Annotated in this window: 8 protein-coding genes; 3 read left to right on the top strand and 5 right to left on the bottom strand. The window is 58.7% G+C overall.

Features of this window, described 5'->3' with window-relative positions; genetic code table 11:
• The first annotated feature begins 1 nt into the window (after position 1).
• The 3 genes from HY298_27245 to HY298_27255 all read left to right on the top strand — a co-directional run bounded on the left by HY298_27245 (position 2) and on the right by HY298_27255 (position 6,778).
• Complete coding sequence (locus HY298_27245) at positions 2-3,004, top strand: discoidin domain-containing protein (GenBank protein MBI3853939.1); 3,003 nt, start codon at positions 2-4, stop codon at positions 3,002-3,004.
• A 180-nt stretch (positions 3,005-3,184) separates the two neighbouring features.
• The gene (locus HY298_27250; protein MBI3853940.1) at positions 3,185-5,248 is read left to right on the top strand and encodes a hypothetical protein; all 2,064 of its coding nucleotides are present in this window, start codon (positions 3,185-3,187) and stop codon (positions 5,246-5,248) included.
• Positions 5,249-6,778: a cobalamin B12-binding domain-containing protein gene (locus tag HY298_27255; GenBank protein ID MBI3853941.1), complete on the top strand. Its 1,530-nt coding sequence runs from the start codon at positions 5,249-5,251 to the stop codon at positions 6,776-6,778.
• Between the two features lie 43 nt (positions 6,779-6,821).
• On the opposite strand, the gene HY298_27260 is transcribed toward HY298_27255, so the two are convergent.
• Genes HY298_27260 through HY298_27280 form a run of 5 tightly spaced genes read right to left on the bottom strand, consistent with a single transcriptional unit; the run spans position 6,822 to position 15,127 of the window.
• Positions 6,822-9,977, bottom strand: a complete 3,156-nt coding sequence (locus tag HY298_27260) for a type I restriction endonuclease subunit R (GenBank protein MBI3853942.1) — start codon at positions 9,975-9,977, stop codon at positions 6,822-6,824.
• A complete protein-coding gene (locus HY298_27265) occupies positions 9,977-10,843 on the bottom strand; it encodes a DUF3037 domain-containing protein (GenBank protein ID MBI3853943.1) in 867 nt (288 codons plus the stop codon). Before HY298_27265 ends, HY298_27260 begins: the two co-directional genes overlap by 1 nt.
• Positions 10,840-11,643, bottom strand: coding sequence for a hypothetical protein (locus tag HY298_27270; GenBank protein ID MBI3853944.1), 804 nt, complete (start codon positions 11,641-11,643; stop codon positions 10,840-10,842). The genes HY298_27265 and HY298_27270 overlap by 4 nt, the downstream gene beginning before the upstream one ends.
• A 2-nt stretch (positions 11,644-11,645) precedes the next feature.
• Entirely contained in the window at positions 11,646-13,892 is a 2,247-nt protein-coding gene (locus HY298_27275; protein ID MBI3853945.1) for an AAA family ATPase, read from the bottom strand.
• Positions 13,889-15,127: a restriction endonuclease subunit S gene (locus HY298_27280; GenBank protein ID MBI3853946.1), complete on the bottom strand. Its 1,239-nt coding sequence runs from the start codon at positions 15,125-15,127 to the stop codon at positions 13,889-13,891. Before HY298_27280 ends, HY298_27275 begins: the two co-directional genes overlap by 4 nt.
• Positions 15,128-15,186: the final 59 nt, after the last annotated feature.

A 15,186-nucleotide genomic window follows, 5' to 3' on the forward strand; every position in this document is an offset into this window, starting at 1 on the left:
TATGAAAACATCACGACTCCAACTCACGGCGCTCGCCTTTTTGCTGGCGGGCTTCAGTACTTTTGCCGCCGCAACCTTGGGCGATGCGAACGCGTGGCAGCAGTTGCTCGAAAAAGAGTGGTTGCTCGAAGCGCAACTGCACACCGAGGGGCAGCAAGCCGCGACCCTCTCGACCCGCGACGACGCGGCGGGCGGCTGCGATGGTGTGACGAACGGCAAGTGGGGTTTCCACACGGCCGAGGACAACCATCCGTGGTGGCAGGTGGATCTCGGAAAAGTTTTTCCGTTGTCGCAAGTCCGCGTCTGGAATCGCGCGGAGAGCGAGGACATTGCCGCTCGCGCCGCGAACTTCCAGATCTTACTGTCCAACGACGGCGCGGAGTGGCACGAGGCTTATCGCCATAATGGCCGCGTGTTCTACGGCTACCGGATGCCGGACCGTTCGCCGCTGGTGGTGCGATTGACCGACACGGCGGCGCGCTTCGTTCGCATCCAGCTTCCGGCGCGGACGTTTCTCCATCTCGATGAAGTGGAAGTCATCGGCAAGTCCGGCGGCAATCTCGCGCTCCGCAAACCCGCCGACCAGAGCAGCCTCAGCCAGTGGTCCACAGCCCACGCGCGCAACGATCGCCCGGTGGATTGGGTGGCGGAAACGCGCCGGGTGCTGGCAAATTGCGAGCGGATGTTGAGCGGACCTGGCGTTCTCCCTCTCCTAGCGGGAGAGGGCCGGGGTGAGGGAGAGCCAAGGTCACTTCTCAAGAACTCACGCGCCTTAATGAAGCAACTCAGTCTCCTGAAACGAAGACTCTCCACGCTCCCCGCCAACGCTTCCGCTCAATCCCTCTACCTCGAATCCCGCGCGCAGCAACGCCAGTTCGCCCTCGCCAGTCCGCTGCTCGACTTCGACGCGCTGCTGTTTACCAAGCGCGTGCCCGGCAGTTACAGCCACATGTCCGATCAGAATTACGGCTGGTGGTCGCGGCCTGGCGGCGGCATTTACATTTTGCGCGGACTGAAAAACGGTCCAGCCACCACCTCGGCCCGTGGGATAGGCGCGAGCAACAACGATCCGGCGGCTGGCGATGTTATCCCACGGGCCGAGTGCCTGACTGACGCCGCGTTCAAAGAGCCGGGAAGTTTCATGCGCCCCGCGCTGTCGTTCGACGCGAAGAAAATTTTGTTCGCCTGGTGCAAACATTATCCGGAACTGGCGAAGGAGAAGGACAAGTTGAACAAGGCCAACGTGCCCGAGGACGCCTTCTACCACGTTTTTGAAATGAACGCCGATGGCTCCGGCGTGCGCCGGCTCACCCACGGCAAATACGACAACTTTGACGCGCGCTATCTGCCTGACGGCCGCATCGTCTTCCTCTCGACGCGGCGCGGGCAGTTCCTCCAGGTCGGCAAGGCCAGCGCCGCCGCCACGCTGGCGAAGAACGATCTGCCGGATTGCTACGTGCGCTGCGGCGGCGACGCCAGCCGGCCCGTGGCGGTTTACACGCTGCACACCATGAACGCCGACGGCGGCGACCTCACGCCGATTTCCCCTTTCGAGATGTTCGAGTGGGAGCCGAGCGTCGCGCGCGACGGCACGATCCTCTATTCGCGCTGGGATTACGTGGACCGCGACAACATGCCCTACATGAGCCTCTGGTCCATCAATCCCGACGGCATCAACGCCCGGCTCATTTATGGCAATTACACGAAAGCCCCGCACTGCACGTTCGAGCCGCGCGCGATTCCCGGTTCGGACAAAATCATCTTCACCGCTTCGGGCCACCACTCGCAGACGATGGGCAGTCTGGTGTTGCTCAACCCGGCGGTCGGCACCGAAGGCGAAGCGCCCATCACACGCCTGACGCCGGAGACGCCGTTCCCCGAAATCGAAGGCTGGCCGCGTGCGTTCTACGCGAATCCCTGGCCGCTCTCCGAACGCACGCATCTCGTCGCGTGGGGCGTGGAAGAGGAAATGCGCGAAGGCAAGGAGCGCCCGAAGAACGGCATGGGCCTTTATCTTTTCAACACTGACAGCGGACTTGAATTGCTCTACCGCGACCCGGAAATTTCCTCGATGTATCCCATCCCGCTAAAGCCGCAGCCGCGTCCGCCGGTGATCGCGAGCAACGTGAAATGGGACGGCCCGCAGGAAGGCCGCTTTCTCGTGGCCGATGTGACGCGCGGATTGAAGACCGTTCAGCGCGGCGACGTGAAGGCGCTACGCATCATCGCCATCCCGGCCAAGACGCAGCCGTGGATGAACCAGCCGGTGATGGGCCTCACTCACGACGATCCCGGCAAAGCGGTGCTCGGCACGGTGCCGGTGGAGGCGGACGGCTCGGCGTACTTCCGTGTGCCGTCGGGCGTGGCGTTTTTCTTCCAGGCGCTCGACGCGCGCGGCATGGCGGTGCAGACGATGCGCAGCGCCACCCACGTTCAGCCCGGACAAACCTTGAGTTGCACCGGCTGCCATGATCCGCGCAAAGACACACCGCCACCGTCCGCCTCGCCGCTCGCGTCCTTGCGCGAGCCGTCCAAGATTACCGTCGGGCCGGAAGGCTCTTGGACGATGCGCTTCGACAAACTCATCCAGCCCGTGCTCGATGCGCAATGTGTGAGTTGCCACAACCCGAAGAGCGACGACGTGGAAGCCGCAAAGTTTGATCTCACGCCGGAGCACGCCTACAAATCACTCACGCTGGCTGGCAAGCCGAGTTTGAACGACCTCGTCGTGTCCGCCTACCGGGACGGCGTTTCAACCGAAGGCCACAATCCCGCGATCCAAAGCGCGGTCCTGCGCAAGCTCGCCGATCCCGCCGGTCACGCCGGCGTAAAGCTCGACCGCGCCAACCTCGACCGGTTCGTCACGTGGATGGATACTTACGCCCAACGCACCGGCACGTTCAGTCCGGAACAGGAGCAGGAGTTGGAACACCTGCGCCGGGCCTGGGCGGAATTGCTGATCGAACCACCCGCGCGACTGACGGCAGCGAGCAAGCCGGATTAATGCGCGATTTGCAAAAGTGTGTGGCGGCAGCCGTCTAGCCAGGCAAAACTTGCGCGATTAGTTCCGGCGCGTTGGTAGAGTCGCAGCGTGAATCCGGTCGGCGGGCGCCCGCCCCCACGCAAGGCGGTACGACTGACACCACGATCGGTGGGTAGGCCGGATCAGAGCGCGAAAGATATTATGACCACACTTGAACCAAAAACTCCAACGCACGTGTGGCGCACCATCACAAACCCGGCACTTTGGTGCTTCCTGATGGCGACCTTGCCGGGTGTGGCAGAGTTAACTGCCGCTGATACGTCCAACTCTCCCCGACGTCTCAAGCGCTCCGAGAGCTTTCTCGGCATTCACTTCGATTTCCACGCCGGCCCGGATTGCACCGAAGTCGGGAAAAACACGACGCCAGAAATGGTCGCAGCGATTCTCGACAAAGTGAAGCCGGACTACCTTCAAATTGATTGCAAGGGGCACCCCGGATTTTCGAGCTACCCGACGAAGGTCGGCAACCCGGCGCCGGGTTTCGTCGGCGACCCGTTGCGCGTCTGGCGCAAGGTCACCGCGGAACGCGGGGTCGCGCTCTACATGCATTATTCCGGTGTGTGGGATTCGCGCGCCATTCAACTCCATCCGGACTGGGCGGTCATTAACGCGGATGGCAAAACGAATCCGAACGCCACGTCCGTCTTCGGCCCTTACGTGGATCGATTGCTCATTCCGCAGTTGCGTGAACTCGCCGGCGAGTATCACGTCGATGGCGCGTGGGTGGACGGTGAGTGTTGGGCCACGGTGCCGGATTACGGCGAGGCTTCGGTCAAGGCGTTCACCGCAGCCACCGGATTCACCGACGTGCCGCGCAGAAGGAGCGATCCACATTGGTTCGAGTGGATGGAGTTTCAGCGCGAAGCCTTCCGGAAATATCTCCGCCATTATCTCGCCGAGGTGAAGCGCACGAATCCGGATTTCGAAATCGCGAGCAACTGGGCTTTCAGCGAACACATGCCGGAGCCGGTCTCCGCGCCGGTCGCGTTCTTGTCCGGCGACTTCTCTCCAGAGAACAGCGTCAACTCCGCGCGTTTCTCCGCGCGTTGCTTCGCCAATCAGGGTAAACCGTGGGACCTCATGGCGTGGTCGTTCGCCAATGCAAAGAACGTGCCGCGCCATTTCAAGTCGGCGGTGCAACTGCAACGCGAAGCGGCGCTGGTGCTCGCGCAGGGCGGCGGTTTCCAGGCTTACTTCTCGCAGGGTCGCGATGGCTCTGTGGAACTGACCAAGATGGATGTGATGGCCGAGGTGGCAAAGTTCTGCCGCGAGCGACAGAAACTTTGTCACCGCGCCGTCGTCGTGCCGCAGATCGCCTTGCTCTACTCCCGTGCGTCGCACTACCGCCAGAGTCCGCAGCTCTTCACGCCAAACAGCCCAACGGTCCGATCGCTGCGCGGCGTGCTGCAAGGCTTGGTTGAATCGCGGCACTGCCTGCAAATAATAAGCGAGCATCACCTGCACGGCCACATGTCCGACTGGCCGCTCATCGTCCTGCCGGAATGTGAATACCTCGACGCCGACTTCCGCGACGAGCTTGTTGCTTACGTGAAACGCGGCGGCCGCCTGCTCGTGGTGGGACCGAAGGCCGCCGCGCAATTCGTGAAGGAACTCGACGTGGTTCCTGATGACCCCGAGCCAGTCAAGACTTCGATCCGTCTCGAACACGGAGCGAACAAAGCCGATCTGGCAACGCTGTGGCAAGGCGTGAAGCTGGGGCGCGGGGTCAGAACTTTCGGCGCGTTCCGATCCACGGATGAAACGAACAGCCCGGCCCGTCCGGCGGCCACGATTACGCGGCTGGGCCAGGGAAGCATCGCCGCCGTGTGGTTGAATGTCGGCGAACGTTGCGCCGATGGGAAGACGCCGGCGGCGCGGGATTTCCTCGACGCGATTGCAGGAGAGCTTTTTCCAAAGCCGATGGTCGAGGTGAGCGGTTCGCATAACGTGGACGTCTCGCTCGCGCGCAACCATGGCAAGCTGCAGGTTCACCTGGTCAACACTTCCGGTCCGCACGCCACACAGCCATTCGTGGATGAAATTGCGCCGGTGGGTCCGCTGCAAGTGACGCTGCGCGCCGGTTCACGCCCGAAGCGCATCACGGTCGAACCCGGTGGTCGGTCGCTAGAATTCAAGCATGCCAACGGCGAGACGCGCTTCACCGTGGCCGAGGTGCCAATTCACAACGTCGTGGTGGTGGAATAATTGAACCATCAGATCAACCAACTTCAGATGAACGCCGGCAGCATTCCCGGACGAGCGGTCGCGCTTCGGGTTCTTCTCGTCTATTCCAACCGCACCCGCATCCTCGAGCCGACGCCGCCGATCGGCCTGAGCTATGTCGCCACTGCGACCCGCGCTGCCGGACACGCCGTTCGGTTTGTGGATCTGATGGTCAGCCGGAATCCGGAAGCCGACCTGCGCCGGGCGCTGCGTGAGTTCAAACCGGACGTGGTCGGTATTTCCGTGCGCAACATCGACAACGTCGTGGCCCAGCGCGTGGCGTGGCATCTCGATGAACTCGACGCCATTCTAGCCACCGTCCGGGCAAACAGCCCCGCCCGCATTGTTCTCGGCGGCCCGGCGATCTCAATTCTCGGACCGGTCGCACTGGAAAGGCTCGACGCTGATTTCGCGATTGTGGGCGAAGGGGAGGAGGCGTTTCCCGAACTTCTCTCCGCTCTCGCGGGGCAGCGCGAATTCGAAGGCATCAGCGGGTTGTGCTATCGCGACGGCGCGCGCATCAAATCGATTCCGCCGGTGCATCAGGAGACCTTTGGAAGTTCCGGCATGGGTGACTGGGTCAAATGGCGCGCCTACGAACGGGGCGGCGGCACCTGGGCCATTCACACCAAACGCGGGTGCCCGCTGCAGTGTCTCTATTGCAACTATCCCGTGATGGAAGGCCACCGCCTCCGCCAGCGAGCCGCCGCCGACGTGGTGGATGAAATCGAGCACGTGCTCGCGACCATCGGACCGCGGACATTCGAGTTCACCGACTCGACGTTCAACGTTCCCGAAAGCCACGCGCGCGGGATCTGCGAGGAAGTCCTCCGCCGGAAACTGCGCGTAAACTTGTCCGCCGTGGGCATCAATCCGCTGACACTTTCCGAGGAACTGTTCACCCTCATGAAACGTGCCGGTTTCATCTCGCTAGTCATCACACCCGACAGCGCGAGCGCGGCGATGCTTGGCAACCTGCGCAAAGGCTTCACCGTCGAGCAGGTGCGGAACACGGCGCGCTGGGCGCGCGAATCCGGCATACGTTGCACCTGGTTTTTTCTGTTTGGCGGCCCCGGAGAAACCAACGCGACGGCCGAGGAAACCGTGTCGTTCGTAGAGGAGCATTTGAATTGGAAGCGATTCCTGACGGTGATGATGACCGGCGTGCGCATTCTGCCGGGCACCGATCTGGCCCGGCACGCCGTGGCCACGGGCTACATTGCGGCGGACCGTGATCTTTGCGAGCCCATGTTTTATTTTTCCCCGGCACTGGACGAAGCGTGGTTGCTGGGGCGGATCAACCGCGCCAGCGGACGCTGTCCGACCATCGTGCATGGCGCGGAGGAAAACGGCTCGACCGCCGAGCGCTGGTTCAATCAGGCGCTTTACTGGCTCGGCGCAGCGCCGCCTTACTACCGTTTCCTGCCGATGTTCCTGCGTCTGCCCCCACTGCCCACGCTGCGTGCGCGCAACACTGACGTCGGGCTTACCGCCAGCGAACACCGGCGCTGAAGGCCGTGGCTACGCCGTGCGATGTGGGCAACTGATGCCAAACTCACTCGGCCCAATCCGCACAGAGCAATTCGGCCTGTTGCAAGACGGTTTGCGTGGCCTTCTCCTGCTTGTCGGGCGGATAGCCGTATTTGCGGAGGATGCGTTTAACCATGACGCGGAGCTTGGCGCGGACAGATTCTTTGGCGGTCCAATCAATGGTTACGTTCTCGCGAATGGTTTTCAGCAGTTCGCGGGCGATGAAGCGGAGGTTTTCGTCGCCCAATACTTTCACGGCGCTGTCGTTCACTTCGAGCGCGTCGTAAAAGGCGACTTCGTCATCGCTCAGGCCCAGACCTGCGCCACGCTGGGCGGCTTCGCGCATTTGCTTCGCCAACGCAATCAACTCTTCGATGACAGCAGCGGTTTCGATGGCCCGGTTCTGGTATTTGCGGATGGAAGCTTCGAGCATTTCGGAGAACGAGCGCGACTGGATGAGAAACTTGCGCGAGCGTATCTTGATTTCGTTGTTGAGCAGCTTTCGCAGCGTTTCGACTGCGAGGTTCTTGTGCGGCAAATTCCGAACTTCCGCAAGGAACTCGTCAGACAAGATTGAGATATCCGGTCTCTTGAGGCCGGCGGCTGCGAAGATGTCCATCACTTCATCGGATGCGACCGCACGCGAAATGATTTGCCGGATGGCGAAATTCATCTCGTCGTCTGACTTCCTCTTTTCACCATCACCTTTTGCCAGCACCGTGCGCACGGCCTGAAAGAATCCTACGTCGTCACGAATCTCGATGGCCTTCTCGTGCGGCACGGCGAGTGCGAAGGCTTTGGACAAATCCGTGACTGCTTGCATGAATTTTTGCTTGTGTTCTTCCGGCTTCGTTTCCTCTGCGGCTTTCGCGAGCAAATGCTCCTGCGCGGCGGGCAGCAGGCTTAACTTCTGCGCAGGCGTTCCAGTCTTCCACGCCGACCAATTGAAACCGTGGAAGAAATCGCAACATCGCTCGTAGTGCATCCGCATCGCCACCACGGCTTCTTCCTGGTCAATCGCGGTCTCGCCCGTGCCGCCGCTCTCCGTGTAAACCGCCAGCGCTTCTTTCAACTCTTGAGCGAGACCGAGATAATCCACGACCAACCCGCCCGGCTTGTCCTTAAACACGCGGTTTACGCGCGCGATGGCTTGCATGAGGCCGTGACTGCGCATGGGCTTGTCCGCGTACATGGTGTGCAGGCTGGGCGCATCGAAGCCCGTCAGCCACATGTCGCGCACGAGCACGATCTTCAACGGGTCTTGCGGATTCTTGAATCGCTTGGCCAGCGCCTCGCGCCGGGGTTTGTTGCGAATGTGATCCTGCCACGCCAGCGGATCTGACGCCGATCCGGTCATCACAATCTTGATCACGCCTTTGTCGTCGTCCTTGTGATTCCAGTCGGGGCGCAATTTGCGGATGGCCTCGTAGAGTTCGTGGCAAATGCGCCGGCTCATGCAGACGATCATCGCCTTGCCGTCCATCACCTCCAGGCGCGCGTCCCAATGCTTCACGAAATCCTCGGCGACGAGGCCGAGCCGTTTCTCCGCCCCGACTACCGCCTCCAGCGCCGCCCACTTCGTCTTGAGCTTTTCCTTGTGGTCGAGTTCTTCGCCTTCGGTGGCTTCCTCGAAGTTCGGGTCAATCTTCGGACGTTCTTCCGGCTTCAACTCCAGCTTCGCCAGACGGCCCTCGTAATAAATCGGCACGGTGGCCCTGTCTTCCACCGCGCGCTGAATGTCGTAAATGGAAATGTAGTCGCCGAAGACCGACCGCGTGTTGGCGTCGCTCTTCTCGATGGGCGTGCCGGTGAAGCCGATGAACGAGGCGTTCGGCAGCGCATCGCGCATGTGCCGCGCGAAGCCGTCGATGAAATCGTATTGGCTGCGGTGCGCTTCGTCGGCAATGACGACGATGTTGCGCCGGTCGGAAAGCAGCGGATGGCGACCGCCTTTCTCGTCGGGAAAAAACTTGTGAATGGTGGTGAAGATCACGCCGCCGCTCGCCACCTTGAGCAACTCGCGCAAATGGTCCCGGCTGGTTGCCTGTTGCGGTTTCTGGCGCAGCAATTCGTGGCAGCGCGAAAAAGTTCCGAAAAGCTGGTCGTCCAGATCGTTGCGGTCGGTCAGCACAACCAGCGTAGGATTCTCCATCACCGGTTCCAGCACGAGCTTGCCGGAATAGAAAACCATCGTGAGCGTCTTACCCGATCCCTGCGTGTGCCAGACCACGCCCACGCGCTTGTCACCGGTTTCGCCGCCAGGCTGCGGCTTCGCGAAATAACCCCCATCGGGCTCTTTCAAAACCAATTCGCCGACACCCGCAGCCCGAATGGTTTCTTCCACCGCCGTTCTGACCGCGTGGAATTGATGATAGCCCGCCAGCTTCTTGATGACATCTTTGCCATCATCCTCGAACACGATGAAATGCCGGACGAGATCGAGAAACCGGCGCTTGTCGAACACGCCGCGCAACAACACTTCCAGTTGCGGCATCGAAGCGGGAGCGACCGTCTCGCCCTCAATCGTGCGCCACGGCATGAACCGTTCTTTGTCCGCGCTGATTGTGCCGATGCGGGCTTCGATTCCATCCGAAATAATCAGCACGGCGTTGTGAATGAAGAGCGAGGGAATCTGCTGCTTGTAAGTCTGAAGTTGATTGAAGGCCGCCCAGATGTCCGCTTGCTCATCCGCTGCGTTCTTCAATTCAACGACACCGAGCGGCAGGCCGTTGACGAAAACCACGGTATCAGGTCGGCGGTTGTGCTGACCTTCAATGATCGTGTACTGATTCACCGCCAGCCAGTCGTTCGCCGCCGGGTCGTGCAAATCAATCAGCCGGACAATCTCTGCGCCGATGCTGTCATCTTTGCGCCGGCACTCGACTGTGATGCCATCCACCAGCATCCTATGAAACGCGCGGTTGTTGGCGATGAGCGATGGATGTTGCGGCACTGTGACTTTGCGGAACGCCTCTTCCAGTGCATCCGTTGGCAGCGTGGGATTCAGTTTGCGCAGCGCCGCCCGCAACCGTTCCGCCAGCACCGTCTCACCGAAGCCCGCTCGTTCTGCCGCCAGTTCACCCGGCGCAATCTCCGGCCCGTGCAACACCGAATACTCAAGCTCGCCGAGCCACGCCAAAGCAGCGTCTTCGACAACGGACTCGGTAAAGCGGGAACTCATCAGGTCTTCGATTTGTCCCGCAATACCATTTCGGTCGCATCCTGACTGCCGATTTCTTCCGCGACGTGCTCCGCGAAGTGCTCGAGTTCATTCTCGCGGACGAGTTGCTTATGCCCCGGAATCTTGCCCAAGAGATGGATCGCGTTCTCAAACGCCTTCCTGGTTTCATCCTGGCGCGGCTCGCCCAGCAGGAAGTGAATCTTGAATTTCTCGCGCGAGTCATGCAGCGCCACTCCGCGGCCAAGCCATTTGTTCGCCTTCTCACGGATGCTGCCCGGATCAACCAGATCAAATGAGACCGGCTCGTACAGATGCCAGATGTCATTCTTCCACGCGAAGCGGAAGTCGTATTGATAATCTTTCGTTTCAATAGTCTTTTCCGCCAACTTTTCTGCCGTCTTGCCAAGCCTTGCTTTGAACGGTTTCGCAATTTCCTCGTCGCTCCGGCTCACCTGTTCCGCTCCCGCGACGTATCGTTCCACCAACCGCTTGAACAATTCGTCCATTGCCTTCGCCGCATCTTCTGTGAAACCGCCGCCCTGTTCAGACCATTGCAGCGAACTGTCGTCCGGTGGCAGCACTTGACGGACAATTTCCTTGAGCGCAGTCACTGGTGGAACATTCAAGCCATCGCGAATCTCCCCGCCAAGTTGTTCAAACCGATTCGCCATGTAACGCATCAAGGCGCGAAAATGCAGATGATCAATCTTCAGAAAAATTGCATTCAGCCGTTCGTACGAGGTCGCGAAGCGCGCTTCGAGAAACCGTTGCTCGGGTGCGTAGAGCACGACCCCGATGTTGGCAAACTCGCCGGTCGCCACGTCATGGACGTAGCGAAGTATGATGGTGCTGTAGTTCGTTTTCATCGTAGTAAGTGTTTAATAAACTGTATCAAAGATTCCCTCTGTTCGCGAGCCTCGCGCAGATATTCCATAATCCGGTCGCAAAAGTCGCTTTGGTTCCGCCACGCCGCCGGAATGGAGTCTGCATAAGTTTGAATCTGTTCGTCAGTCATTGCGCCAAGTGCTTCTTTGAACGGCCCGAGATCCAGCCGCCCGCCGCGCAGACTCCGATAGAAAATGTGATGGTCAAGAAACCCAAAGGCTTTGCCGTGATTCGCCACTGCCCACGGCTTCGGCGCTCCGCCAATAATCGGCACGGCCAAAAACCGAAAAGCCAATTCGTGGTCGTAAATGCCAAGGCGATCCGAACGCGCCCAAAGGTTGGGATTCACTGCCCGGCGATCCGCGTTCTGAATCAAAGTGTCAAAGACAAATACGTCCGCGGCTTGATCCCGTTGCGCGCCGTAAGGTTCACGTCCGGGCGGCCAAGTTGTAAATCCCGCACCAAGATGAACTGAACCAAAATTTAAGCCGGCACTGCCTTTTACCATCACCGCCAATTCTTTTTCAGCAATAATCATCTCGAACCCAACCGGCACATCCACCACGGCGGCTTGCGGGACATGTAATCCAAGATCATCGGCCAATTGAGCGGTGACCAACTCGGCGACCTGCGCTTTCTCATCCATCTCCCGTCCGCGAAACTTTACCACTACTTCAAACGTGTCACCGCCGGCGTTCTCGCAACCGAGCAACAGCGGGCGATTCCGGCCCGTGGACATCGGCTTGATGAACTGGGTGGCTGTGAGTTGGAGGACTTCCATAATCAAGTCACAGCCTTCACGAGTTTGGCGGCGGCGGGCACATCCACGGAGGCATCCCCCATCATCATCTTGTAGTGGGCAAGGTGACCCGACTTCTCGAAAATTGCCCGGAACACGTTGAGGTAGGTCTCGATCATTGAGGCATCAATCGAAACGTATAAATCGTCGAGGGCGTCGTGCGACCCGGCGTTGACCCACGAGAAAAGCGACTTGCAGATCTGCTTCTCCTTGCCCTCAAACATTGCACAAATCTTTTCGGGATCAACGCCTCCCAAAATCTTGAAGTAGTTCTCCAAGATTCGTCGCATGGTGTTCTGAATCGTCAGATTTGAGTGATCTGGCTTTCGAACCTCAGCCCACAGCAATTCGTAGGAAGTCTTGATGGGATTAGAGTTGTGCTTCTCCAGCTTTGATACTAACCCTGACTTGCGGACGACCCAGAACGTTTCTTCGTTCATGGCCTCATTAACACGCTTCGGGTTGAACGTGACCTCCTTGTGGAAATACACGTTGTGCGTGAGGACGAATATTTGCTTGATGTGCCCCGTTCCAGCCCGGACCTCATCGAACAGGCCTTTGATGAGGCTGCCGACTATAAACAGAATGTCGCTATCGAGGCTGGAGACAGGATCATCAAACACGACCACGCGGTCGATTGTCATTCCACTCTCCGAGTCGCTTCCCTTCAACAGGTGATAGAAGTAGAGGAAGGCAACGAATGACTGCTCGCCTTCGCTCAAGGTTTCCTTTGCGTCGGTTCCGTCCGGCCTGACCAGTTTGTAACACGTTCCGTTATCCGCCTTCGCAAGTGAAAAGCTTCGGAAGCCGAAAGATGACAAGAGAGCGTTAATTCCATCAATCGTTGGTTGAATGCTGGTTGTCTGTTTCTCCAGCGCCTGGATTTCGCTAGTCTTCGCTAACTTATCCGTCGTCGCGGACGCAACCTGTGCCGTCATTGCGGTTATGGCTTTGTTCAAGCCATCTCGTTTCGTCTCGTAGGCCGCCAGGTCTGCCTTGAGTTCCACTTCCAAGAGATATTTCCACACTTGCACCGTTAAATCCCGTCGTTCTTGCGCAAGATTCGCGACGATCTTGTTGTGACCGGCAATCAAAATATTCGCAGCGTCGATGAGTGCTTTTATCCGAGAGGCCACGTTGGCAATGGACTCCATCTCGATGATTTGGCTCGGCTCCTTCTTCTTCGTGGCAAGCCGCTGAGTGTTGACGGTGATTTTTGAGTCCAGCAGGGCCTTTTCCGCCTTTAGCTTTTCAATGTCGAGGAATTTGGACTGGGCGGTTATAATTGCCGCGATCTGTTGCTGAAGCCGCTCGGAATCGATCTTGTAGTTGGTGTCGAGCTCGCTGATCGCTTTGCTGTCCTTTTCAAACGCTTCGTCGAAATAATCATTCAGGCTCTTCGCGAATGCAACTGTCGTGCTCTGTTGGCAAAACGGGCACATCTTATCGTTCACGTCATAAAAGGTGAGGCCTTCTTTGACCCAATCGCTGTTGCCCAATTTCTTGATCATCGCCGCGATGTCCACATCCTCCTTGCCAATTACACGTTTCTTGAGAATTGGTTTGGCTTCATGGGCAACAACATCTGTCGTCTCAACGGCCGGGACGGATTTCTCAACCGTCGGAGTTGGGCCAAAAATTGTTTCTGCTCTCGTTTCAAGATTCGCCAAAGATTCCAGCGTAGCCGAATTGGAAGCCCGCTCTTGGAGGACTTTGCCCTTAAACCTGTCCGCGTTGTTTCGGAGTCCTTCGAAAGCGCCAGAGAGTTTTGCATCATGTTTCTGCTTTTGCGCCCAGCACTTGTCTTTAAACTCTGCATCGAGAGTCGCCAACTCACCCTTCTTGCCGCCAGACCCATCTTCGCCGTGCAAGCCAAGATTCAACGTTTCGATTTTATTTGCCAGCTTGTCGAGTTCGCCCTTTGCCACTGCAATCTTGTTGAGTGTATCGATGTTCTTTTCTCCGAGCGTGAAGATGCCTTTGATCTCGGCGGATTGATTGAAGTTCCTTGTAATGAAGTCGCGATTATAAACCAGCGCCTGCAACTTCGTCCCACCTTTCCAAGTTACACTGCAAGTTGGAAAGTTTCCCTCGTCAGCAATTACTCTGGTAATCGTCGTCTTGCCGGTGCCATTGGAGCCGAAGAGGAAATTGAAATTTGACAAACCACTTAGAATTTCCGGGGTGCTGTCAAAAGTCGCGATGCATGCGATTTGGATTGAATCTATCATACCGTGGCGTCCACAAGTTTGGCGGCGGCGGGCACGCGCAATTCGCCCGACAGCAGCTTCGGCAGCAGCGCGTCGCGCATCGCGGCGAGGGTGCGGGATTCAAGACGATTGTGTTCGGCTCTTTCGTAAAGCGGAGCGCAGGCCCGGTGAAACTGTTTAACTTTCTCCGGTTTGTCTGGCCACGGCAATTCCCACTTACCGATGATTTCAGGGCGGACGGCGGGATACGCGCCACCGTCGGCCTGATGCCCCAGATGCTGGGAAACTTCAGGATGCGTCAGCGCAGCGTGAATGAGACTCCACGGGGCTTTCGTCGGCGTCACGACGGCAAAACCGGTGGACGCGATGAGATTTGGTGAAGGGTTCAGGCAGAGAAAGTACGAACCGCGCTCAGGGCGAACGGTGGAGAGCACGGTGTCGCCGTGCCGCAGTCTGCGGCGAGCACGGCTCGGTTCTTCGCCACGCTGGAAGACTTGGATGCTCCCGATATTGCCGCGCGACACTTCGGAAATCTCGACGTATTCGATTCGGTCAAGCTCGTCGCCTTTGTTGAGCGTCCACGAATTGATGTCGCACAACTCTGAAATCGTCGCGTAGCGCCAGCCTTTAGGGAGGCCGGCTTGGGTGGCGTCCACGAACCAGTTCTGGAAGAGCGCCCGGGCCATCGCCTCCAACGTCTCGTTCATCCGCCGGTTCAACTCAATCTTGTCGTCCAGCGCGCCCAACACCGACGCGATGGCGCGCTGCTCGGAGAGCGGAGGAAGAAACAGCGGCGTGGTTCGAAGATGACCAAGATTCGTGTGTGGAACGCCTGTTTGAATGGCGTTGCGACGAATGTAGTCTTGCTGTTCTTCACTGGTAAAAAAATAGAAAAGAAATTTTGCGTCAGCCTTTGCAGAATCAACTGTGAGCTTCATCTGACTCTGCGAGATGACATAGCGGTCAAACGGCGCTGGGGGAACAATGGCCACTTGCCCGAGAGTTCCGCGTTGAGTGAAAATCAAATCGCCGGGCTTTGCGATATTCGCCGAGAGGTTTTCGGACTTATCGTTAGAAACAAAAACAAACTCCCCGCTGACCCATCTTCCAAAGCCCATGTTTTGCCCGCGAATAACTGGCACACCAGAAGGAGTGTAGTCACGAGAAACCAAATTAGAACCAAACGGTCCGCCAACCAGCGCGTTCTTCGATGGTGCGGCAATGTCGGCAATAGCTATTTTCCGCCACTCGCTCACGCCTTGCCTCCTTGCCCGAACCGGGTGGGGTGGTGGGTGGGCCGTGGCGGAAGCGCCGG

The sequence above is a fragment of the Verrucomicrobiota bacterium genome, from assembly GCA_016200005.1.
Taxonomy (GTDB): Bacteria; Verrucomicrobiota; Verrucomicrobiia; order Limisphaerales; family PALSA-1396; genus PALSA-1396.